Origin of the sequence: Streptomyces sp. NPDC085866, from assembly GCF_044541035.1 — a bacterium.
Taxonomy (GTDB): Bacteria; Actinomycetota; Actinomycetes; order Streptomycetales; family Streptomycetaceae; genus Streptomyces.
Genome location: NZ_JBITSQ010000014.1, coordinates 222,375 through 245,001, shown reverse-complemented (window position 1 = coordinate 245,001; position 22,627 = coordinate 222,375). Strand labels below are relative to the sequence as shown.

The window sequence follows — 22,627 nt, the reverse complement described above, 5'->3', positions numbered from 1 at the left end:
CAGGGCAATTCGTGTCGCGCCGTTCGAAGTTCCGCACATGCAGCCGGTCGACGAAGCCGTAGCGGTGCGTCAGCTGCGCCCGCAGGAACACCTGCCCGCGCAGCACCGGCTGTACCTGCTCGGTGCGTACGTAGTCGCGCCGCGGGGCGTGCGGGACGGCGGCGGCGCAACCGGCGCTGCCCTTCAGTCACTTCCTGGTGGCCGGGTCGCCGAAGGGCGGCCGGGTGTCGCCACTCTCCGCTGCGCCGGTACTCCATGAACCAGCAGAACGGGCGGTAACAGGGAAAAGCAGAGGGCCCCTGATGAACAGGGGCCCTCACTGGTGTCCGAGGGGGGACTTGAACCCCCACGCCCGATAAAGGGCACTAGCACCTCAAGCTAGCGCGTCTGCCATTCCGCCACCCGGACAAGGTGTCTGTCGTGCGGGGTTTCCCTCGCGGCGACGAAGGAAACATTACCAGGCTTTCGGGGGTGGCTGATCACACCCCGTCCGCCGGTCCGGTTGCGCGTGAACGGCGTGTGACGGGCCGGGACCGGTCTTGGGCCCGGGGCCGGGCCGGAGGGAGGATGAGGGGGACCACCAGCAGACAGCGGAAGGACGCAGCGTGAGCGAGACGGACACGGCCAAGGGCGTCACCGGCGAGGACGAGGTCGTGGACCTCTGCCGCGAGCTGATCCGATTCGACACCAGCAACTACGGTGACCACTCGGGTCCCGGCGAGCGCAAGGCCGCCGAGTACGTCGCGGAGAAGCTCGCCGAGGTCGGGCTGGAGCCGAAGATCTTCGAGTCGCACCCGGGGCGCGCCTCCACCGTGGCCCGGATCGAGGGCGAGGACCCCTCCCGGCCCGCGCTGCTCATCCACGGCCACCTGGACGTCGTACCGGCCAACGCCGACGACTGGACCCACCACCCGTTCTCCGGTGAGGTCACCGACGGGTGCGTGTGGGGGCGCGGGGCCGTCGACATGAAGGACATGGACGCCATGACCCTCGCGGTCGTACGCGACCGGCTGCGCAGCGGGCGGCGGCCGCCGCGGGACATCGTGCTCGCCTTCCTCGCCGACGAGGAGGCCGGCGGCACGTACGGCGCCCGGCACCTGGTCGACAAGCACCCGGACCTGTTCGAGGGCGTCACCGAGGCGATCAGTGAGGTGGGCGGCTTCTCCTTCACGGTGAACGAGCAGCGGCGGCTGTACCTGATCGAGACAGCCCAGAAGGGCATGCACTGGATGAAGCTGACCGTGGCCGGCACTGCCGGACACGGGTCGATGATCCACCGGGACAACGCCATCACCGAGCTGTCCGAGGCAGTCGCCCGGGTCGGCCGGCACAAGTTCCCGGTGCGGGTCACCAAGACCACCCGGGCCTTTCTCGACGAACTCGGCGACGCGCTCGGCACCGAGCTGGACCCGGAGGACATGGAGGCCACCCTGGCCAAGCTCGGCGGGATCGCGAAGCTGATCGGCGCATCCCTGTCCAACACCGCCAACCCCACCCAGCTGAACGCCGGTTACAAGGTCAACGTCATCCCCGGCGAGGCCACCGCACACATCGACGGACGGTTCCTGCCGGGCCACGAGGAGGAGTTCCTCGCCGACATCGACCGGCTGCTCGGGCCCAACATCCGCCGCGAGGACGTGCACGCCGACAAGGCGATCGAGACCACCTTCGACGGGGCGCTCGTCGAGGCCATGCAGTCCTCGCTGCTGGCCGAGGACCCGACCGCCAAGGCGATCCCCTTCACGCTCTCCGCCGGCACCGACGCCAAGTCCTTCGACGACCTCGGCATCCGCGGCTTCGGCTTCGTGCCGCTCAAGCTGCCGCCGGAGCTGGACTTCGCCGGCATGTTCCACGGCGTGGACGAGCGGGTGCCGGTGGACGGGCTGAAGTTCGGCGTGCGGGTGCTCGACCGGTTCATCGACGCGTCGTGAAGTCTTGGGCCCAGGTAATTCGGGCGCCCGTACGAGATCGACTGAGAAGAGTGAATGCGACGATAAGCTCGTAGCTCCATTACTCCCTCCTCGTTACAGGTGATGCGATGCCGCACTGTGGATCGCATTTGCCTACAAGGAGGAATAATGATCAAGAAGGTCGTCGCTGCCGCCGCTGCCACCGGTGGTCTGGTTCTCGCCGGTGCGGGCCTGGCCGTTGCCGACTCGGGTGCCCAGGGTGCCGCCGTGCACTCGCCGGGTGTCATTTCCGGCAACGTCGTCCAGGTGCCCGTGCACGTCCCGGTGAACGTGTGCGGCAACACGATCAACGTGATCGGGCTCCTGAACCCCGCCTTCGGCAACACCTGCATCAACGACTGACGCCGACTTCCTGAGGGGCGTCTATCACGAGCCGTCGGCCTCGGGGCGCACATCATGCGCTGCGAGGCCGACCGGTCTTTTTCCGCGGAACTCCTTTTCGCGGAACGCACGGAGAATCGAAGGCAGGGGGGAATCCAGAAATGCGACAGGGCACCCGCAAGACCCTGATGACCATGGCGGCCGCCACCGGTGTGATCGCCGCCGCGAGCGGCTACGCACAGGCCGACTCGGGCGCGATCGGCTCTGCGGCCGGCTCGCCCGGCGTACTGTCCGGCAACACGGTGCAGGCACCGGTGCACGCGCCGGTGAACGTCTGCGGCAACACCGTGAACGTGGTCGGGCTCCTCAACCCGGCCGTTGGCAACAAATGCGCCAATCATGGCGGCGGCGATGCTGGGGGATACGGCGACTCGAGCGGCTCCGGCGGTTCCCACGCGGGCGGCCACACCGGTGACTCGCCGGGCGTCGGCTCGGGCAACACCGTCCAGGTGCCGATCGATGTCCCGGTGAACGTGTGCGGCAACAGCGTCGACGTCGTCGGGGCGGGCAACGCCACCACGGGCAACGACTGTGCCAACGGCGGCGGTCAGCAGAGCCTGCCGCCGGGCGGCGGGCCCGGCAACCCCGGGCATCCGGGCGAGCCGGGGCACCCCGGACATCCGGGTCAGCCCGGTCACCCCGGTACGCCGGGCCACCCCGGCACGCCCGGTCACCCGGGTACGCCCGGTCAGCCTGGGCACCCGGGGACTCCGGGCCACCCGGGGACCCCGCCCGGCAACGGCGGCCGCACCCCCCACGGCTCGTCCCAGGTCGAGCAGCAGGGCGGACACTCCAGCACGTACCTGAGCACCGCCCAGCTCGCCCACACCGGCAGTGACCTGCCGCTGGGCCTCGCACTGCCGGCGAGCGCGGGCGCGCTGCTCGCGGGCGTCGTGCTGTACCGCAAGGCCCGGGCCTCGGCGTAGCGCGACAGCACCCGGAAAACGGAGCGGGCCCTGCCAGGACGGCGGGGCCCGCTCCGTTCATGCGTGCTGTCTCACCACGTGGCCCGCACCTGGCGGATGATCCGTCGGCGCAACCGCACCCTGCGGCTGCCGTCTCGCAGCAGGCTCAGTCGGTCCAACTCCCAGTGTCCGTACTCGGCATGGTCCGTCAGCAGACGTGTCGCCTCCTTGCGGGACACCCCGCGCGGTACGTACACGTCGACAAATTCGTATTCCGGCATCGCATCTATTGTGCGGGCTGGTGCCCGGTACGGATAGCGTCTGCACTATGTCTGATGCTGCGCAGCCCACCGCTGCCGAGGTACGCGCCGCCGCCGAGGCGGTCAAGACCGCGCTCGACCGTCACCTGGCGGCGGTCGAACGCAGGTCGGGGGAGGACGACCCGGCTGTCTACGAGGCGTTCAACGAGCTGGCCGCGGCCGCCGAGGTGTACGACGAGCTGCTCTACGACCGCTACGACGAGGTCACGCCCTTCGAGATCCCCGGTGCGGACGACTCGCTGCCGCCGTACGCGGGCCCCGAGGAACCGAACGCGATCAGTGTCCTGATCCGACGCGACTACGCCGTGGCGGAGCCCCAGCGGCTGCTGGCACAGGCCCAGCGGGTCGAAGCGGTGGAGTACGAGGACGACGGCGGCGCGGGGGAGGACGCCGCCGGTACGGTCCACGGGGCGCTGGGTGTCCTGTTCGGCGAGTTCGAACCGGACGAGATCGCTTCCCGGCACAAGGAGTTCGGCCTGGAGGAGGGCGACTCCACGCTCTGGGTCACGGCCGCGGACGAGCCGGCCGAGCCCGGGGAGTGGCTGGAGGCGCCGTTCGAGCAGGTCGACCCGCAGCGGGTGGTGTGCCGGTTCGACGTCAGCGCGGTGTTCGACGAGGACGTCTCCGACGACGTCGACGAGGAGGACGACCTCGAGTTCGACGGCGAGGAGGACGAGGACCTGGAGCCGCTGGACGCCGAGCGGTGACGTGAGGCGGCGGTGCCGTGGGGCCGGACGCCCCGTACGGCACCGCCGGAATCCGCCGTTGTGGCTGATCGACCCTGCGGTTCGATCGCCGTTGCGGCGGAGAAGACGTCAGCCGGCCGACGGGACCTGCGTGCGCAGCAGCGTCTGCAGGCGCGTCGTACGGGGCTTGGCCAAGACCTCGGCGACCGCCTTCGGCAGGGCCTGCTCCACACCGTGCACCACCGACAGGTGCCGCTCCGCCCGGCCGAACGCCGTGTACACCCAGGGTCTGCTGAGCGTCTGCGCGGCGTCGCCGGGCAGCACGACCACCGCGGCCGGCCAGCGACCGCCCACCGCCTGGTGCGCGGTCAGCGCCCAGCCGTGCCGTACGCACTGCTCCACCCGCTCCCGCGGTACGACGACGGGAGCGCCCGCGCACTCCAGGTGCAGCCCGTCGGCGTCGGCGTTCACCACTCGGCCCGGCACCGTACGGCCCGGGGCGGGGGAGTAGGCGATCCGGTCGCCGGCGTCGAAGCCGCCGAAACGGCCGGGTCCCGGGTTGAGGCGTTCCTTCAAAGCGGAGTTGAGTGCCCGGGTGCCCGCAGCGCCGCCGTGGCCCGGGGTGATCACCACGGTCTGCTCGGCCGGCACACCGATGGCCCGCGGCACCGAGTCCGCGACCAGCTGCACGGTCCGGTGCACGGCCTCGCCGGCGTCCCGCACCGGGACGATCACGATCTCCTTGCCGGGCGCCTCGACCTGGTTCAGCTCGCCGACGCCGATGGCGGAGACCAGCTCGCCGAGCGGGCCGGGGTCCGGGGTCCGGGAGGCGATCTGCGGGCAGGCACGGGCCGCGAGCAGGTCGGCGAAGACCCGCCCGGGTCCGGCCGACCACAGCACCGCGGGGTCGCCGCTCAGCACCAGACGGGCGCCGTCGGACAGCGACTCCACCAGCATCGCGGCGCTCTCCACGTCGAGTTGGGGCGCGTCGAGCACGATCAGCAGGTCGAGGTCCAGGGCGCCGTCCGCATCCCGGCCGGGGCCCTCGGCGCCGGACAGGAGACCGGCGACGGTGCCCACGGCCCCCTCCGCTCCTGCGCCCACCAGCGCGGCGAGGCGACGGCTGCCGTCGGCGGTGTGGCAGACGGCGAAGGCCCGCAGACCGGCGGCGCGGGCTGCGCCGAGCAAGGCGGCCGGTTCGGCGCGGGCCGCCTCGGCGCCGGTGTGCAGCACCAGGCCGTGCCCGGCGACCGCACGGACCAGTTCGGCAGCACCGCCGGCCGCCCCGGCCGCGGCCGCCTCCCACCGCTCGGCAGCTTCCTCGGACGGCGAGTTGACCAGGCGGGCCAGGCCGTCGGCGAGGCTCTCCTCGGCGAGCGCGTACCGCTCGAGGCCGACGAGGACGCGGACCGGGCGCTCCTCCTCCTCGTCGTCCTCCTCCTGCGGGGCCGGGGCGCCGGGCTCCTCCAGGGCGTCCTGGAAGACCAGCGCCTCGCCCTCGGCGATGGTGTCCTGCACGGCCGCGTCCGCGTCGGGCACGCCCCGCTGGGCCAGGGCCGCGGTGAGCGCCGGCAGTTCCAGGGTGGTGTGCCCGGCCAGCGCCGCCTGCTCCAGCAGCCAGACGGTCACCGCGCGGACCCGCCGCTCGTCGTCCGGACCGCAGGCCGCCCCGAGCAGCGCCCGCGCGAACCCGTCGGCCTGCTCCGGCCGGACGCCGCCGATCCGCAGCAGCTGCCAGGGGTCCTCCCGGAGCGCGGTGTCGGCGCCCTCGCCGAGGGCTGTCGCCACCTGGGGCGCGAGGGCCTCGGGTGCGCCGCCCTCGCGCAGCACACGCCGCACGGTCTCGACGGCCTCGGCGGCGGGGGCGGCGGGTGCGGTGGCGGCCGGGGCGGGCTGGGGACGCCGTACGGGTTCCGGGGCGGGGCGGCGCGGGGCCGGCTCAGGCTCGGCGAAGGCCGTGGCGACCGGCTTCTCGCCGCTCTCCACCGCGCGGACCGCGGCGAGCAGGTCGGCGGCCTTGCCGCTCAGCTTGGTGCCGCTCTCGATGGGCCCCTTCTTCTCGGCCTTGCGTCGCTCGATCCGCTCCCGCTCGATCTGCTGCGCGGCCAGCTCGGCCTCGGCCTCCGACCGCCCGGGCGCGGCTTCGCCCTCGGCCGTCCCGCCGGCGGTGGTCTCGCCCTCTGCGGTCTCGGCAGCAGTGGTCTCGGCAGCGGTGGTCCCACGGCTGTCGTCGGCCGCCGTGTCCTGCTCCGGGGTTTCCGGGCTCTCCGGGTTCTCCGGGGTCCCCGGCCCGGCGTCCTCCGTGGTCTCCGGCTCCGTGCTCACAGCGTGCTCCAGTCGTGATCGGGATAGCGGTGCACGGGCGCCGACACATCGTCGAGCGCCCGGCAGATCTCGTCAGGAAGATTAAGCGCCTCCACTGACAACGCCGCCGTGAGCTGCTGCGCGTTGCGCGCGCCGACGATCGGGGCGGCCACTCCGGGCCGGTCCCGGACCCAGGCGAGGGCCACCTGGAGCGGGGTGACCGCGAGCCCGTCGGCGGCTGTCTGCACCGCGTCCACGATGCGCGTCGCGGTGTCGTCGAGATACGGCGCGACGAACGGCGCCAGGTGCTCGGAGGCGCCGCGCGAGTCCGGGGGAGTGGTGTGCCGGTACTTGGCGGTCAGCACGCCGCGGCCCAGCGGGGAGGAGGGCAGCAGGCCGACGCCCAGGTCGAGCGCGGCGGGCAGCACCTCCCGCTCGACGCCGCGCTGGAGCAGCGAGTACTCCAGCTGCGTACTGGCCAGCCGGGTCCGGGTGCCCGGTGCGGCGAGCTGCCAGGTGGCCGCCTTGGCGAGTTGCCAGCCGCAGAAGTTGGAGACGCCCGCGTACCGGGCGCGACCGCTGCTCACCGCCAGGTCGAGGGCCTGGAGCGTCTCCTCTAGCGGGGTGTCGGGGTCGAAGGCGTGGACGTGCCAGATGTCGACGTGGTCGGTGCCGAGCCGGGCCAGCGAGGCGTCCAGCGCGGCGAGCAGATGGCCGCGGGAGCCGTCGAAGCGCCGGTCGGGGTCGGGGACGCTGCCCGCCTTGGTCGAGATCACCAGGTCCCGGCGCGGTACCAGTCCGTCCATCAGCTGTCCGAGCAGATACTCCGCCTCGCCGTCGCCGTAGACGTCCGCGGTGTCGACGAGGGTTCCGCCGGCCTCCCAGAACGCCTTCAGCATGTCCGCGGCGTCGTGCTCGTCGGTGTCCCGGCCCCAGGTGAGGGTGCCGAGTCCGATCCGGGACACGCGCAGGCCTGTGCGGCCGAGATGCCTCTGCTCCATGTGCGCGAGATTACTGGCCAGAACTGGTGCGGTGGGTTGCCTGTGGACAACTCCGTCCGGTGTGATCGGCCGGGCCGGGCGGCTCCGATCCCCGGCATGCCCTGCCCGCCGGCCCCGACCCCGCGCTATGGTCTCCGCCAAGGGACGTTACTCACGGGTAAGGGGAATCGGCCATGCAGCTCGGGATCAACCTCGGCTACTGGGGTGCCGGGATGGACGCGGACAATCTGGCCGTGGCGCAGGAGGCCGAGCGGCTGCGCTACTCCGTGTGCTGGGCCGCCGAAGCGTACGGCTCGGACGCGGCCACGGTGCTCACCTGGGTCGCCGCCCAGACCGAGCGCATCGACGTCGGCTCGGCCATCTTCCAGATCCCGGCCCGGCAGCCGGCGATGACGGCGATGACCGCGGCGACGCTGGACTCGCTCTCCAAGGGCCGCTTCCGGCTCGGCCTCGGCGTCTCCGGGCCGCAGGTCTCCGAGGGCTGGTACGGCGTCAAGTTCGACAAGCCGCTGGCCCGCACGCGCGAGTACGTGGAGATCGTCCGGAAGGCGATGACGCGCGAGCGGCTGTCGTACGAGGGCGAGCACTGGACGCTGCCGCTGCCCGGCGGTCCGGGCAAGCCGATCAAGCTGACCGTGCACCCGGAGCGCGAGCACATCCCGCTGTACATCGCCGCCATCGGCCCCAAGAACCTGGAGCAGACCGGTGAGATCGCCGACGGCGCGCTGCTGATCTTCCCCTCGGCCGAACACCTCGAGGACACCGCGGTCAAGTACCTGCGGGCGGGCCGGGAGAAGGCCGGCAAGACCCTCGACGGGTTCGACATCTGCCCGACGCTGCCGCTCGCCGTCGGCGACGACAAGGACGTGCCCCGGCTGGCCGACACCTTCCGCCCCTACACGGCGCTGTACGTGGGCGGCATGGGCAGCCGCAAGCAGAACTTCTACAACCAGCTCGCCCAGCGCATGGGGTACGAGAAGGAGGCCGCCGAGATCCAGGACAAGTACCTGTCCGGGGACAAGGAGGGGGCCGCGGCGGCCATCCCGCAGGACCTCATCGACAAGACCACGCTGCTCGGCTCGGTGGAGCGCATCGCCGACCGCATGAAGGCCTACGCCGCCGCCGGGGTCACCACCCTCACCCTCGCCCCCGCCGGCTTCACGCTGGACGAGCGGCTCGCTTCCCTGCGGGCCGGCACCGAGGCCATGGAGCGCGCCGGGCTCGCCTGACAGGGGGAGTTTCCGCGGCCGTGGTGGGGGCTCGGGGGTCTTCCCCGCCACGGCCGTCACGGGGAACAACGCGCCGGGCGCCGCGCGGTTACGACCCCGGCGCTCCGCCTTTCGGCCGAGTCGACCTGCACAGCTGTTGCGGCTCCCCTCTGTCCGCATTTGACTCGTTCTTGGCGGAATCCTGCAGAGAGGTGTCTGCCATGTTCTCGGCCAAGAGTCTGTTCCAGGAGATCCTCGACGACGACGAGTCCTTCCGGCTCTTCTGTTCCATCGCCGCCAGCGGGGAGTCCCAGGGCGGCTGGGAGAACGGTCGGATCTCCGTGCTGGTACCGCAGAGCGAACAGGCGATGGCCCCCAAGATCGCCCGGCACGGCGCCGACGAGGACAAGCACGGGCGCATCTTCGACGCCCTGCTGAAGAAGCGCGGCCTCATCCCGGTCCCGGTCCCGCCCGAGACCGACTACACGATGCTCCTGGAGCGCGAGGGCATCGGTCTCGCCCACGAGAAGCTCAAGCGGGACGAGCCGCTCACCGTGCGGGACCTCATCGTCTACCTCTCGCACAGCCGGGTCACCGAACAGCGGGCCTCCGAACAGATGGAGATGCTCCGCAGGCACTTCGGCGACCATCCCGAGGTCGGCAGGGCGGTACGGATGATCTCGGGCGACGAGGACAACCACCTCGCCTACGCGCACGAGGAACTGCTCCGCTTCGCCGCCGCCGGACACGGCCGCCTCATCCAGCGCACCCTGCGCGAGTGCGCGCTCGCCGAGATCCGCGTCTACCGCGACGTCAGCCTCGCCGTGATGGCCCACATGGGCCGCGTCCTCGGCTGGCCGCGGGCCAGGTCGGCGGCTCTGGCTGCCGGTATCCACGCCGTGTACGCCTACGAGCGGCTGGCCGGCTGGCACCGCATGGTGAGCCTGCGCATGCCCGAGCGCCGCAACGCCCTCGGCGGGCCCGCCACCCCCGCCCCCGAGTACGCCTGAGTCGCGCTCACAGCCAGCCGCGCCGCTTGAAGGTCCGGTACAGCAGCACCTCCAGGGCGGCCATCAGCAGGATCACCGCCGGGTAGGACCACAGCCAGTGCAGCTCGGGCATGTGGTCGAAGTTCATGCCGTAGATCCCCGCCATCATGGTGGGAACGGCTGCCATCGCCGCCCAGGCCGAGATCTTCCGCATGTCGTCGTTCTGCCGCACGCTCATCTGCGCCAGATGTGCCGACAGGATGTCCGACACCAGCCGGTCCAGGCCCTCCACGGACTCGTTCACGCGCGCGAGGTGGTCGTTCACGTCCCGGAAGAAGGGCCGCGCCTTCTCGTGCACGAAGGGCACCGCGATGCCGAGCGTGCCGGTACCGGCCAGCCGGGTCAGCGGCACCGCCAGCGGCACGGTGGCCCGGCGGAACTCCAGGATCTGCCGCTTGAAGGTGTAGATCCGGGACGCGGTGTGGCGGGTGCCGCCGCGCTCCGGCTGGAACACCTCGGCCTCCAGCTCCTCCAGGTCCGTCTGCAGCTCCGTCGCCACTTCCAGGTAGTGGTCGACGGTGGCGTCGGCGATCGCGTACAGCACCGCTGTGGGGCCCTTGGCCAGCATCTCCGGGTCCTCCTCCAGCCGGTGCCGCACGGCCGCGAGCGGCGAGCCCTCGCCGTGCCGCACGGTCACCACGAAGCCGTCACCGACGAAGACCATGACCTCGCCGGCCGAGACGGTGTCGCTCTTGGGCTCGTACACCACCGGTTTGAGGACCATGAACAGCGAGTCGTCGTACACCTCCAGCTTGGGCCGCTGGTGCGCCTTCAGGGCGTCCTCGACCGCCAGCGGATGCAGCGCGAACTCCTGGGTGACCAGGTCGAACTCCCGCTCCGACGGCTCGTACAGCCCGATCCACACGAAGCCGCCGGCCGCCCGCGCCTCGTCCAGGGCGTCGGACAGTTCCTCCGGGCCCTCGGTACGGTGACCGTCCCGGTAGATGGCGCAGTCCACGATCACGGAGCGCATTCTCCCCTCGACCGGCCGCCTGCGCATGTCGTGATGCGCTTACGCTGGGCGGCATGCCCACGCTGATCCTCGTCAGGCACGGACGGTCGACCGCCAACACTTCGGGTGTGCTCGCCGGGTGGACGCCAGGCGTCGCCCTCGACGAGCGGGGGGCCGCACAGGCCGCCGCACTGCCCGGCCGCCTCGCGGGGCTGCCGATCTCCGAGGTCGTCGTCAGCCCCCTGGAACGCTGTCGGGAAACCGTACGGCCGCTGCTGGAAGCCCGGCCCGGGCTGCGCGCCCACACCGACGAACGGATCGGTGAGTGCCACTACGGCGACTGGTCCGGCCGCAAGCTCGCCGAGCTCAAGGACGAGCCGCTGATGGAGGTCGTCCAGGCACACCCCTCGGCCGCGGCCTTCCCCGGCGGCGAGTCGATGCGGGCCATGCAGACCCGCGCCGCCGAGGCCGTACGCGAGTGGAACGCGCGCGTGGAGCGCGACCACGGCGCCGACGCCGTCTACCTGATGTGCTCGCACGGCGACATCATCAAGTCACTGGTCGCGGACGCCCTCGGACTGCATCTCGACCTGTTCCAGCGGATCTCGGTGGAACCGTGCTCCGTCACCGCGATCCGCTACACCCGCCTCCGGCCGTTTCTCGTTCGTCTCGGCGACACCGGCGATTTCGCCTCCCTTGCCCCGCGCGAGGAACCTCCGGGGGAAGACGCACCGGTCGGGGGCGGTGCGGGCGCACCGTGATCGTCGGGCGCAGTAGGGTGAAGCGATCCGCACAGTCGTCTTCACGCACGGCCCGCACCGCACCCGCTCTCGAATCCCATGGAGACAGGACGTGTCCCGTCAGGTGTTCCTCTACGATCCGCCGGACCGCTTCGTGGCGGGCACGGTAGGACTGCCCGGACGCCGTACGTTCTTCCTCCAGGCCACCGCAGGTTCCCGGGTGACCAGCGTGGCTCTGGAGAAGACCCAGGTGGCCGCGCTCGCCGAGCGCATGGACGAGCTGCTGGACGAGGTCGTACGCCGTAGTGGCGGCAGCGCTGCCGTCCCCGCCATGGCCCCCACCGAGGTCGCCGACACCGGCCCGCTGGACACCCCCATCGAGGAGGAGTTCCGGGTCGGCACCATGGCCCTGGCCTGGGACGGCGAGGAACAGCGCATGATCGTGGAGGCCCAGGCCCTCGTGGAGCTGGACGCCGACACCGAGGAGGACCTCGCCGAGGCCGAGGAGCGGCTGCTCCAGGACGAGGAGAACGGGCCCCCGATGCTGCGGGTCCGGCTGACCGGCGCGCAGGCCAGGGCCTTCGCCAAGCGCGCCCTGGACGTCGTCAACGCCGGGCGGCCGCCGTGTCCGCTGTGCAGCCTCCCGCTCGACCCGGAAGGACACGTATGTCCGCGCCAGAACGGATACCGCCGCGGAGCGTGACCGCCGCCGAACTGCTCACCAGTGGTGAGCTGAAGGTGCGCGGCCGCATCCGCGAGGCGTCCAACGCGGCGCTGTTCTGCACGGTCGCCTACGACGGGCAGGAAGCTTCCTGCGTGTACAAGCCGGTCGCCGGCGAGCGCCCGCTGTGGGACTTCCCCGACGGCACCCTGGCCGGCCGCGAGGTGGCCGCCTACGAGGTCTCCGAGGCCACCGGCTGGGGGCTCGTCCCGGCGACCGTGCTGCGCGACGGTCCCTACGGCGAGGGCATGTGCCAGCTGTGGATCGACGTGAGCGCCGAGGCCGAGCTGCTCGCCCTGGTCGACGGCGAGGAGCCCGAGCCCGGCTGGAAGGCGATCGGGTTCGCCGAGGTCGGCGAGGGCCGCACCGCGCTGCTGGTGCACGCCGACGACGAGCGGCTGCGCCGCCTCGCCGTCCTGGACGCGGTGATCAACAACGCCGACCGCAAGGGCGGCCACCTGCTGCCCACCGTGGACGGCCGGCTCTACGGCATCGACCACGGGGTCGCCTTCAACGTCGAGAACAAGCTCCGCACGCTGCTGTGGGGCTGGGCCGGTGAGCCGCTCACCCCGGAGGCCGTCGAGGTGCTCCAAAGGCTGAGGACGACCCTTGCCGACGGCGGGGAGCTGGCCGTGCGGCTGGCCGGACTCATCACGACGGCCGAAATCGATGCCACGCGCGCGCGTGTCGAGGGGCTGCTGGCCGCCGGCCACCACCCGGAGCCGAGCGGGGAGTGGCCGGCGATCCCCTGGCCACCGGTGTAAGCACATCCGGGGCCGATGTACAAGAAGGCCCGACAGGCCATCCGGCCTGATCCCGTTCGTATCGGCAGCGCGTGGCCGGTTAGGCTCATGTACATGCATGCCTGGCCCGCTTCCGAGGTCCCCGCCCTGCCTGGTCAGGGCCGCGACCTGAGGATCCACGACACCGCGACCGGCGGCCTCGTCACCCTCGACCCCGGTCCCGTCGCCCGTATCTACGTCTGCGGCATCACGCCGTACGACGCGACCCACATGGGTCACGCGGCGACCTACAACGCGTTCGACCTCGTTCAGCGCGTGTGGCTCGACACCAAGCGGCAGGTTCACTACGTCCAGAACGTCACCGACGTCGACGATCCGCTGCTGGAGCGCGCGGAGCGGGACGGCGTCGACTGGGTCGCCCTCGCCGAGCAGGAGACGACCCTCTTCCGCGAGGACATGACGGCCCTGCGGATGCTCCCGCCCCAGCACTACATAGGCGCCGTCGAGGCGATACCCGGGATCGTCCCGCTCGTGGAGCGGCTGCGCGACCTCGGCGCGGCCTACGAGCTGGAGGGCGACGTCTACTTCTCCGTCGAGTCCGACCCGCACTTCGGCGAGGTCTCCAACCTGGACGCGGCCGCGATGCGGCTGCTGTCCGCCGAGCGCGGCGGCGACCCGGACCGCCCGGGCAAGAAGAACCCGCTCGACCCGATGCTGTGGATGGCCGCCCGTGAGGGCGAGCCCAGCTGGGACGGCGGCTCGCTCGGCCGCGGCCGCCCCGGCTGGCACATCGAGTGCGTGGCCATCGCCCTCGACCACCTCGGCATGGGCTTCGACGTCCAGGGCGGCGGCTCCGACCTGGCCTTCCCGCACCACGAGATGGGCGCCTCGCACGCCCAGGTGCTCACCGGCGAGTTCCCCATGGCCAAGGCGTACGTGCACGCCGGCATGGTCGCCCTGCACGGCGAGAAGATGTCCAAGTCCAAGGGCAACCTCGTCTTCGTCTCGAAGCTACGCCGGGACGGTGTCGACCCGGCCGCCATCCGGCTGTCCCTGCTCGCCCACCACTACCGCTCCGACTGGGAGTGGACCGACCAGGTGCTCCAGGACGCCGTGGACCGTCTCGGCCGCTGGCGCGCGGCCGTCTCCCGGCCCGACGGCCCGTCCGCCGACGCACTGGTGGAGGAGATCCGCGAGGCCCTCACGAACGACCTGGACGCCCCCGCTGCGCTCGCCGCCGTGGACCGCTGGGCGGCCCGCCAGGAGGCGGAGGGCGGCGCCGACACCGCCGCGCCCGGTCTCGTGACCCGGGCGGTGGACGCGCTGCTCGGCGTGGCCCTGTAACCGCAGATACGACGAAGGGGCGGTTCCCGGCAAGGGAACCGCCCCTCTTTCGTTGTCCCGATCCGTCGGCTCAGTCCTCCGACGTGTCCGCGTCGCCGCCCTCGGACGAACCCTCGGCGGAGCCATCGGCGGGACCGTCGGCGGAATCCTCCGAGGAGCCTTCCGTGGTCCCGGAGGCTCCCGGCCTCGGCGGCCGGGGCGGCCGGGCCTTGCCGCCGGGGCTGTCCCGCAGGTACGTGGCGTCCCCGCCGTCCGCCGTGGCGTGCCCGCCCGGCGGGCTGACGTCCCGGCGCCGCAGATACCGCTCGAACTCGCGGGCGATCGCCTCGCCGGAGGCCTCCGGCAACTCGGCGGTGTCCCGGGCCTCCTCCAGCGTCTGGACGTACTCGGCGACCTCGCTGTCCTCGGCCGCCAGCTGGTCCACGCCCACCTGCCAGGCGCGCGCGTCCTCGGGCAGCTCGCCCTGCGGGATGCGCAGGTCGAGCAGGTCCTCCAGCCGGTTCAGCAGAGCCAGCGTGGCCTTCGGGTTGGGTGGCTGGGAGACGTAGTGCGGTACGGCCGCCCAGAGCGACACCGCCGGGACGCCCGCGTGCGTGCACGCCTCCTGCAGGACACCGACGATGCCCGTCGGGCCCTCGTACTTGGTCTCCTCCAGGTCCATGCGGCGGGCCAGGTCCGGGTCGGACGTGACGCCACTGACCGGGACCGGACGCGTGTGCGGGGTGTCACCGAGCAGAGCGCCCAGGATGACCACCAACTCCACACCCAGCTCGTGCGCGAAGCCGAGCAGCTCGTTGCAGAACGAGCGCCAGCGCATGGACGGTTCGATGCCGCGGACCAGCACCAGGTCCCGCGGCTTCTCGCCGCCGACCCGAACCACCGACAACCTTGTCGTCGGCCACGTGATCTTGCGCACTCCGCCGTCCATGAACACCGTGGGGCGGTTCACCTGGAAGTCGTAGTAGTCCTCGGCGTCGAGCGCCGCGAACACCTCGCCCTTCCACTCGCGTTCCAGATGCGCGACCGCCGTGGAGGCGGCGTCGCCGGCATCGTTCCAGCCCTCGAACGCGGCCACCATGACTGGGTCGATCAGCTCGGGAACCCCCTCCAGCTCGATCACCCAGTGCCTCCTTCCGACGTGCCCTCGCCTGACGTCCCAACCTTACGGCGTCCGGCGGGGGCGTCCGCAGCCCCCCGGGCCGGGGGATGCACGGATCACTGCCCCGTTCGCCACCTCGGAACACCCCAGCGCTGTAGTCGGGCAAGTGGGCCGACCCAAGGGGCGCGGGGAACTGCGCGACCAGCCACAACGAACCGGTACCGACAAGACGGCCCGCACCTCGGCGGCGCCTCCCCCGGCCGAAGTCACAGCGTGGACCGCAGCCACTGCTCCACGCTCGCGATGTGCACGGTGGCCCAGGAGCGGGCCGCCTCCGCGTCCCGGTCGCGCAGGGCGGCGAGGATCGCCCGGTGTTCGCGCAGGGTGCGGCTGACCGCGTCCTCCTGGGTGAGCCCCCGCCAGATCCGGGCCCGGGTGGTGGGCCCCGACAGGCCGTCAAGCAACGAGCACAGCACCGAGTTGCCCGCGCTCTGCACGATGCCCCGGTGGAACTCCAGGTCGCAGGCGACCAGTTCCTCCACCGACGGCTCGGCGCCGAGCGCGTCCAACTGGGCCGAGAGCGAGTCCAGTTGCTGCTCGCTGATCCGCGAGGCCGCCATCGCGGTCGCGGCCGGCTCCAGGATCCGGCGCACGGCCAGGAACTCCAGCACCGTGTCGTCACGGTGGAAGTCCACGACGAAGCTCATCGCCTCCAGCAGCAACTGCGGATCGAGGCTGGTGACGTAGGTGCCGTCGCCCTGTCGCACGTCCAGGATCCGGATCAGCGACAGGGCCCGTACGGCCTCCCGCAGCGAGTTGCGGGACAGGCCCAGGTCGGCGGCGAGTTCGCTCTCCTTCGGCAGCCGGTCACCGGGGCGCAGGGCACCGGAGACGATCATGTCCTTGATCTTCTCGATCGCCTCGTCGGTGACTGCCATGACCGGCCTCCCAGTGGCTCAGACATCGGATGTCTCAGCACATTATGGGGGCACTGGGGGGAACGTCGGTGAGGACCGTCAGCCGAAGGCCTTCACGGCCTGGTAGTACGTCCACGCGGTGCTGGTGCAGGCGGTCTTCGTGGCGCCGCTGTAGTTGGCGCACACGCGCTTGAGGTCCTCGTACAGGGCGCTGTCGAGGCGGGCCTTGTTGGTGCTGAAGGTGCCGGCCGCCTTGTAGTTGCGGTAGCCGAAGTCGTGCCGGGCGCAGGACATGGCGAAGGGGAAGCCGAACGGGTTGTCCGGCGAGTCGGAGCAGTAGTCGGTCGACCAGTCGAACCCGTAGGCGGACCAGGCCGACTGGTTGGCGCGCGCCGCGGCCCAGGCGTTGTAGCTGGACGAGGTGGTCTGGGTGAAGTCGGTGAGCACCTGGGGCTTGTCGGCCGGAGCCGCGGTGGCCGCGGTGGCGCTGGCCGTGACGGTGATGAGGGCCAGGGCCGAGGCGGCGAGGCCGGTGGCGAGTCTGCGGTGCATCCCACACCTCCATGAAGAACCGCGATCCGTCCGTCGGATCGCGGTTCATGACCATGGAGGTGGCGGCTATAGCCCGCCTTTACCGCCACAAGAGCGCGGCTTCACTGCTCCGGGCGCAATGCGTGCATGCGAAGAGGGGCGGCTCCGTCGGCGCGGAGCCGCCCCTCTCGTCGCTACGGCTCCTCGTGCGGGAGGAGCCGTCCCTCATCCGTTCCGGCCCCGGTCAGGGGGAGGGGCCGGCCGGGGCCTACTTCTTGTCGAGCAGGCCCTGGACCTTGTCGCGGACCTCGTCCGTGGCCAGGCCACGGATGGTCAGCGTGGTGCGGCGGCGCAGCACGTCGTCCGCCGTCTCGGCCCACTCGTGGTCGCGGGCCCACACGACCTGCGCCCAGATCTCCGGGGCGTCCGGGTGGACGCGCTCGGCCAGCTCCGGGCTCTCGTTCGCCAGTCGGGCGATGTCGAAGGCCAGCGAGCCGTAGTGGGTGGCCAGGTGCTTGGCGGTGTCGGCGGCCATGCGCGGGCCGGGCGCCGGGTGGTCCACCAGGAGGCGGTGGGCGACGGCGCGCGGGTTGGCGACACCGGGCAGCGGGAGCTTCTTCGGCAGCGAGGAGATGGGCTCGAAGTCGTCGCCGAGCGGGTGGCCCGGCAGCTCCTCCAGCTTCTGCATCACCGTGCGGCCGATGTGACGGAAGGTCGTCCACTTGCCGCCGGCGACCGACAGCATGCCGGCCTTGCCCTCGGTGACGACGGTCTCGCGCTTGGCCTTGGCCGTGTCACCGGGACCGCCCGGCAGCACACGCAGGCCGGCGAAGGCGTAGGTGATCAGGTCGCGCTGCAGCTGCTGGTCCCGGACGGAGAACGCGGCCTCGTCCAGGATCTGGGCGATGTCCTTCTCGTCGACCGCGACGTCCGCCGGGTCGCCCTCGTACTCCTCGTCGGTGGTGCCGAGCAGCAGCATGTCCTCCCAGGGGAGGGCGAAGGTGATGCGGTACTTGTCGATGGGGGTCGCCAGCGCGGCCTTCCAGGGGGAGGTGCGCTTCAGGACCAGGTGCGCACCCTTGGACAGGCGGATGGACGGGGCCGCGTTCGGGTCCTCCATCCGGCGCAGGTGGTCGACCCAGGGGCCGGTCGCGTTCAGCACCAGGCGGGCGTTGGCCCCGAACTCCTCGCCGGATATGCGGTCCCGGAGGTCGGCGCCGGTGACCCGGCCCTTGGTGAAGCGCAGGCCGGTGACCTCGGCGTGGTTGAGGACGACCGCGCCCGCCTCGACGGCCGCGCGGACCGTCATCAGCGCCATGCGCGCGTCGTTCATCTGGTCGTCGCCGTACACGGCCACGGCCTTGAGGTTCTCGGTGCGCAGCTCGGGCACGTCCTGCGCCGCCTTGGCGGGGGAGAGCAGGTGGCCGACGCCGTCGCCGAACGCGGAGAGCGCGGAGTAGGCGAAGACGCCCGCGCCGAGCTTCGCCGCGCCGTGCGGCCCGCCCTTGTACACGGGGAGGTAGAAGGTGAGCGGGTTCGCCAGGTGGGGGGCCACCTGGCGGGAGACCGCACGGCGCTCGAAGTGGTTCTCCGCCACCAGCTTCACCGCGCCGGTCTGCAGGTAGCGCAGACCGCCGTGGAGCAGCTTGGAGGAGGCGGAGGAGGTGGCGCCGGCGAAGTCGCCGGCGTCGACCAGCGCCACCCTGAGTCCGGACTGCGCGGCGTGCCAGGCGGTGGAGATGCCCAGGATGCCGCCGCCGATCACAAGAAGGTCGTACGACGCCTTGGAGAGCTGCTCCCTGGTCTCGGCCCGGCTCGGGTTGGAGCCGGAGGCCGGGTGCGTCCCCAGGGCAGGCACGGACTTCAGGGTGGACTGACTGGTCATGTCGGGTACTTACTCCTCGTCAGAGCTGTCTGAGCGGTTCGGGCCGCTCAGTCCTCGTCCTCGATCCAGCCCATGGTCCGGTCGACGGCCTTGAGCCAGTTCTTGTACTCACGGTCGCGGGTGTCCGCGTCCATCTGGGGGGTCCACTCGGCGGCCCGGCGCCAGTTGGCACGCAGTTCGTCGGTGCTGGACCAGAAGCCGACGGCCAGGCCGGCGGCGTAGGCGGCGCCGAGGCAGGTGGTCTCGGCGACCATCGGGCGCACCACCGGTGCGTCCAGGACGTCCGAGAGCGTCTGCATCAGCAGGTTGTTGGAGGTCATGCCGCCGTCGACCTTCAGGGCCACCAGCTCGTCGCCGGAGTCCTTGACCATCGCGTCGGCGATCTCCCGGGTCTGCCAGGCGGTCGCCTCCAGGACCGCGCGGGCGAGGTGCGCCTTGGTGACGTACCGGGTCAGGCCGGCGATCACACCGCGGGCGTCGGAGCGCCAGTGCGGGGCGAACAGGCCGGAGAAGGCCGGTACGAAGTAGGCGCCGCCGTTGTCCTCGACCGAGAGCGCGAGCGTCTCGATCTCGGCGGCGGTGGAGATCAGGCCCATCTGGTCGCGCATCCACTGCACCAGGGAGCCGGTGACGGCGATCGAACCCTCGAGGGCGTACACGGTCGGCTGGTCGCCGATCTTGTAGCCGACCGTGGTCAGCAGGCCCGCGTAGGAGTTGATGATCTTGTCACCGGTGTTCATCACCATGAAGGTGCCGGTGCCGTAGGTGGACTTGGTCTCGCCCTCGGAGAAGCAGGTCTGGCCGAACAGGGCCGCCTGCTGGTCGCCGAGCGCGGAGGCCACCGGGATGCCGCCGAGCAGGTCGCCCAGCTTGCCGCCGGTGACCTCGCCGTAGACCTCGGCGGAGGACCGGATCTCGGGCATGATCTGCAGCGGCACGCCGATCGACTCGGCGATCTTCTCGTCCCACTGCATCGTGTGCAGGTTCATGAGAAGGGTGCGGGAGGCGTTGGTGACGTCGGTGACGTGCTTTCCGCCGTTGACACCGCCGGTCAGGTTCCAGATGACCCAGGTGTCCATCGTGCCGAAGAGGATGTCGCCCGCTTCGGCGCGCTCGCGCAGGCCCTCGACGTTGTCGAGCAGCCACCGGGCCTTCGGACCGGAGAAGTACGACGCGAGCGGCAGACCGGTCTCGCGGCGGAAGCGGTCCTGGCCGACGTTGCGGCCCAGCTCCCGGCAGAGGGAGTCGGTGCGGGTGTCCTGCCAGACGAGGGCGTTGTGGACGGGCTCACCGGTGTTCTTGTCCCACAGCACGGTGGTCTCGCGCTGGTTGGTGATGCCGATGGCCTTGATGTCGTCACGGGTGATGCCGGCCTTCTGGATGGCTCCGGCGACGACTTCCTGGACGTTGGTCCAGATCTCGTTTGCGTTGTGCTCGACCCAGCCCGGCTTCGGGAAGATCTGCTCGTGCTCCTTCTGGTCGACGGAGACGATACGGCCGTCCTTGTCGAAGACGATGCAGCGCGAGGAAGTCGTGCCCTGGTCGATGGCCGCGATGAACGGGCCTGCGGTGTGGGCGTCGGTCACTGTGTGCTCCTGAAAGATCCGTGGTGATGGGGCTGTACGTACGGCGCGTGCTGGAAGACTCGGTTCTTGTCTCGGTTCTTCTTAAGCAAAGGCGACGTTGTAGATGCCTGCAGCGATGGCGGCGCCGATCAGCGGACCGACCACCGGGATCCAGGCGTAGCTCCAGTCGGAGCCGCCCTTGTTGGGCAGGGGCAGGAGGGCGTGCACGATGCGCGGGCCGAGGTCACGGGCCGGGTTGATCGCGTAGCCGGTCGGGCCGCCGAGCGAGAGGCCGATGCCGACGACCACGAAGGCGGTGATCAGGGCGCCCAGGGTGCCCAGGCCGTTGCCCTTGTCGTTCAGGCCCTGCGTGAGAACGGCGAGCACCAGCACCACGGTGCCGATGATCTCGGTGAGGAGGTTCTGCACCGCGTTCCGGATCTCGGGACCGGTGGAGAAGACGCCCAGGACCGGGCCGGCGCCCGTCTCCTGTGCCTCGACGGCCTTGGCCGCCGTGGCCTGCGCACCCGGACCGCCGACGATCTCCTTGTCGGTGAGGTGCGCGTGGAACTGGCCGTAGTAGGCGACCCAGACCAGGGTGGCACCGATCATGGCGCCGAGCAGCTGACCGCCCCAGTAGACGGGCAGGTTGCTGAAGTCCTTGTCCTTGATCGCGAGTGCGAGCGTCACGGCCGGATTCAGGTGGGCGCCGGAGAGCGGCGCCGAGGTGTAAACGGCCGTCAGTACGGCGAAACCCCACCCGAAGGTGATGGCGAGCCAACCGGCGTTACGGGCCTTGGAGGCCTTCAGCGTGACGGCGGCGCAGACGCCGCCACCGAGCAGGATGAGTATGGCGGTACCGATGGTCTCGCCGATGAAGATGTCGGAGCTGGACACCCGCGACTCCTTTGTCCTTCGTCCAGGGAAGCCGAACCCCGGGTCCCACCGGGGGTTCTGGCGCCCTCGGGGGTGAGAGCGATTCCGGCCCTTGGCGTTGTCACACTCTAGCGCGTATTGCCGGTAGGTGTTCGACAATGCCGACCGATGGACGGGAGTCTTGCTTCGGCGTTACGTATGCGTCAAGGGTTCTGTTATCGAAAACAGGATCGTTATTGATCGCTGCCGGTTATCGCTCTTCGTGCGCTGACGTACCTTCTTGCCCTTTTTGTCCATTTCAGGGTATGGCGAGAACCGGAACGCCGCCTAGCGTCCCGGTCGTCCCCCGGTGGGTCATCCGCTGGTCAGCGGCACATCGCCCGGTCGCTCAGAACCGTCCCGCGCCCAGGTCGCGGGAGACCGCGCGGGCGCAGTCCCGTACCGCCGCGATTAGTTCGGGGCGCAGTTCGCCGTCCCGGCCGAGCCGTTCCACGGCGCCCGCGATGCCGACGGCGCCCACGGGCATCCGGCGCCGGTCGTGGATGGGCGCGGCGACCGAGGCCACGCCCTCCCAGGTCTCCTCCACGTCCGCCGCGTACCCACGCGCGCGCGTGATGTCGAGGATGTGCTCGAAGTCCGCCTGCTCGCACACCGTGCGGTCCGTGAAGGGTTTGCGGTCGGCCTCCAGGGCCTCGCTGTGCGCCACCGGGTCGTACGCCGACAACACCTTGCCCAGCGCCGTGGAGTGCAGCGGCTGCATGGCCCCTATCTCCAGCACCTGCCGGCTGTCGTCGGGCCGGAAGACGTGGTGCACGATCAGTACGCCCTGCTGGTGCAGGACACCCAGGTACACGCTCTCCCCGCTGGCCCGGGCCAGGTCGTCGGTCCACACCAGGGCCCGGGCGCGCAGCTCGTGCACGTCGAGGTAGGTGGTGCCCAGGCGCAGCAGCTCGGCGCCCAGTTGGTAGCGCCCGGAGGCGTCGTCCTGTTCGACGAAACCCTCCTGCTGGAGGGTGCGCAGGATGCCGTGGGCGGTGCCCTTGGCGAGGCCCAGCGACGAGGCGATGTCCGACAGACCGAGCCGTCGCTCGCCGCCCGCGAGCAGCCGCAGCATCGCGGCCGCCCGTTCGAGCGACTGGATGTTCCGTGCCATCGCCGTCCTGCCCTCCGTCCCCTTCGATCATCGACGAACAGCATCGACGACACCGTTCGGCAATGTCGAACACTACCGGTCCATGTCGGCCTCCCGCTAATGGTCGACCGACACCTGTTACATCTCCTGTGGCCTGCGAGCGGCGCCGCGGCCATCCAGAGTCCACCACTTGAGTCCGCCTCGTGGACGCCGCTGCCCATCCAAGCCCACTGCCGGTTACTCTGACGCCGTGCCCCTTGCCCGGCAGCGCCGGGGAAGCCGCATAGCCGACAGCCGT

At 71.2% G+C, this 22,627-nt stretch carries 21 protein-coding genes and 1 tRNA gene; 10 read left to right on the top strand and 12 right to left on the bottom strand.

Features of this window, described 5'->3' with window-relative positions; genetic code table 11:
- Positions 1-320: 320 nt before the first annotated feature.
- Positions 321-408, bottom strand: a tRNA-Leu gene (locus ACIF83_RS32995).
- 197 nt (positions 409-605) lie between these two features.
- On the opposite strand from ACIF83_RS32995, the gene ACIF83_RS32990 reads away from it, so the two are divergent.
- The 3 genes from ACIF83_RS32990 to ACIF83_RS32980 all read left to right on the top strand — a co-directional run bounded on the left by ACIF83_RS32990 (position 606) and on the right by ACIF83_RS32980 (position 3,277).
- On the top strand, positions 606-1,931 hold the full coding sequence (locus tag ACIF83_RS32990; protein ID WP_393476230.1) for a M20/M25/M40 family metallo-hydrolase: 1,326 nt from the start codon (positions 606-608) through the stop codon (positions 1,929-1,931).
- Positions 1,932-2,078: 147 nt separating this feature from the next.
- Positions 2,079-2,312, top strand: coding sequence for a chaplin ChpH (gene chpH, locus ACIF83_RS32985; protein WP_094216784.1), 234 nt, complete (start codon positions 2,079-2,081; stop codon positions 2,310-2,312).
- A 140-nt stretch (positions 2,313-2,452) separates the two neighbouring features.
- A complete protein-coding gene (locus ACIF83_RS32980; RefSeq protein ID WP_393476227.1) occupies positions 2,453-3,277 on the top strand; it encodes a chaplin family protein in 825 nt (274 codons plus the stop codon).
- A gap of 71 nt (positions 3,278-3,348) precedes the next feature.
- Here the strand turns inward: ACIF83_RS32980 and ACIF83_RS32975 are convergent, their stop codons facing one another.
- Complete coding sequence (locus tag ACIF83_RS32975; RefSeq protein WP_014671721.1) at positions 3,349-3,537, bottom strand: DUF5703 family protein; 189 nt, start codon at positions 3,535-3,537, stop codon at positions 3,349-3,351.
- A 47-nt stretch (positions 3,538-3,584) separates the two neighbouring features.
- Here ACIF83_RS32975 and ACIF83_RS32970 point away from each other — a divergent pair, with 47 nt between their 5' ends.
- Positions 3,585-4,283, top strand: a complete 699-nt coding sequence (locus ACIF83_RS32970) for a hypothetical protein (RefSeq protein WP_393476224.1) — start codon at positions 3,585-3,587, stop codon at positions 4,281-4,283.
- 108 nt (positions 4,284-4,391) lie between these two features.
- On the opposite strand, the gene ACIF83_RS32965 is transcribed toward ACIF83_RS32970, so the two are convergent.
- Together ACIF83_RS32965 and ACIF83_RS32960 are read right to left on the bottom strand one after the other, a co-directional pair.
- On the bottom strand, positions 4,392-6,587 hold the full coding sequence (locus tag ACIF83_RS32965; protein WP_399732404.1) for a helix-hairpin-helix domain-containing protein: 2,196 nt from the start codon (positions 6,585-6,587) through the stop codon (positions 4,392-4,394).
- A complete protein-coding gene (locus ACIF83_RS32960; protein WP_393476218.1) occupies positions 6,584-7,567 on the bottom strand; it encodes an aldo/keto reductase in 984 nt (327 codons plus the stop codon). The genes ACIF83_RS32965 and ACIF83_RS32960 overlap by 4 nt, the downstream gene beginning before the upstream one ends.
- Before the next feature lie 173 nt (positions 7,568-7,740).
- On the opposite strand from ACIF83_RS32960, the gene ACIF83_RS32955 reads away from it, so the two are divergent.
- Positions 7,741-8,796 carry an LLM class F420-dependent oxidoreductase gene (locus tag ACIF83_RS32955; protein ID WP_399732401.1) on the top strand — a complete coding sequence of 352 codons (1,056 nt, stop codon included), beginning with the start codon at positions 7,741-7,743 and terminating at the stop codon, positions 8,794-8,796.
- Positions 8,797-8,996: 200 nt separating this feature from the next.
- Positions 8,997-9,785 carry a ferritin-like domain-containing protein gene (locus ACIF83_RS32950; protein ID WP_399732399.1) on the top strand — a complete coding sequence of 263 codons (789 nt, stop codon included), beginning with the start codon at positions 8,997-8,999 and terminating at the stop codon, positions 9,783-9,785.
- A gap of 7 nt (positions 9,786-9,792) precedes the next feature.
- Here the strand turns inward: ACIF83_RS32950 and corA are convergent, their stop codons facing one another.
- Positions 9,793-10,788: a magnesium/cobalt transporter CorA gene (gene corA / locus ACIF83_RS32945; RefSeq protein ID WP_393476209.1), complete on the bottom strand. Its 996-nt coding sequence runs from the start codon at positions 10,786-10,788 to the stop codon at positions 9,793-9,795.
- A 62-nt stretch (positions 10,789-10,850) separates the two neighbouring features.
- Here corA and ACIF83_RS32940 point away from each other — a divergent pair, with 62 nt between their 5' ends.
- The 4 genes from ACIF83_RS32940 (at position 10,851) to mshC (ending at position 14,324) form a co-directional block, all read left to right on the top strand.
- Positions 10,851-11,537, top strand: coding sequence for a histidine phosphatase family protein (locus ACIF83_RS32940; protein ID WP_393476206.1), 687 nt, complete (start codon positions 10,851-10,853; stop codon positions 11,535-11,537).
- A gap of 91 nt (positions 11,538-11,628) precedes the next feature.
- Positions 11,629-12,219 carry a DUF3090 domain-containing protein gene (locus ACIF83_RS32935; RefSeq protein WP_386574682.1) on the top strand — a complete coding sequence of 197 codons (591 nt, stop codon included), beginning with the start codon at positions 11,629-11,631 and terminating at the stop codon, positions 12,217-12,219.
- Positions 12,183-13,001, top strand: coding sequence for an SCO1664 family protein (locus ACIF83_RS32930; RefSeq protein ID WP_399732395.1), 819 nt, complete (start codon positions 12,183-12,185; stop codon positions 12,999-13,001). The genes ACIF83_RS32935 and ACIF83_RS32930 overlap by 37 nt, the downstream gene beginning before the upstream one ends.
- Positions 13,002-13,094: 93 nt before the next feature.
- Positions 13,095-14,324, top strand: coding sequence for a cysteine--1-D-myo-inosityl 2-amino-2-deoxy-alpha-D-glucopyranoside ligase (mshC, locus tag ACIF83_RS32925; RefSeq protein ID WP_393476200.1), 1,230 nt, complete (start codon positions 13,095-13,097; stop codon positions 14,322-14,324).
- Between the two features lie 70 nt (positions 14,325-14,394).
- Here the strand turns inward: mshC and ACIF83_RS32920 are convergent, their stop codons facing one another.
- From ACIF83_RS32920 to ACIF83_RS32890, 7 genes are all read right to left on the bottom strand, one after another.
- Entirely contained in the window at positions 14,395-15,444 is a 1,050-nt protein-coding gene (locus ACIF83_RS32920) for a PAC2 family protein (protein ID WP_398139571.1), read from the bottom strand.
- Positions 15,445-15,689: 245 nt separating this feature from the next.
- A complete protein-coding gene (locus tag ACIF83_RS32915) occupies positions 15,690-16,361 on the bottom strand; it encodes a FadR/GntR family transcriptional regulator (RefSeq protein WP_398139570.1) in 672 nt (223 codons plus the stop codon).
- A 78-nt stretch (positions 16,362-16,439) separates the two neighbouring features.
- A complete protein-coding gene (locus ACIF83_RS32910; protein WP_393476191.1) occupies positions 16,440-16,892 on the bottom strand; it encodes a phospholipase in 453 nt (150 codons plus the stop codon).
- 247 nt (positions 16,893-17,139) lie between these two features.
- Positions 17,140-18,756, bottom strand: coding sequence for an FAD-dependent oxidoreductase (locus ACIF83_RS32905; RefSeq protein ID WP_393476188.1), 1,617 nt, complete (start codon positions 18,754-18,756; stop codon positions 17,140-17,142).
- 47 nt (positions 18,757-18,803) lie between these two features.
- On the bottom strand, positions 18,804-20,342 hold the full coding sequence (gene glpK / locus ACIF83_RS32900; RefSeq protein WP_393476185.1) for a glycerol kinase GlpK: 1,539 nt from the start codon (positions 20,340-20,342) through the stop codon (positions 18,804-18,806).
- 81 nt (positions 20,343-20,423) lie between these two features.
- Positions 20,424-21,218, bottom strand: coding sequence for an MIP/aquaporin family protein (locus tag ACIF83_RS32895; protein ID WP_386574691.1), 795 nt, complete (start codon positions 21,216-21,218; stop codon positions 20,424-20,426).
- A gap of 367 nt (positions 21,219-21,585) precedes the next feature.
- Positions 21,586-22,350 carry an IclR family transcriptional regulator gene (locus ACIF83_RS32890; RefSeq protein WP_393476182.1) on the bottom strand — a complete coding sequence of 255 codons (765 nt, stop codon included), beginning with the start codon at positions 22,348-22,350 and terminating at the stop codon, positions 21,586-21,588.
- Between the last annotated feature and the right edge of the window lie 277 nt (positions 22,351-22,627).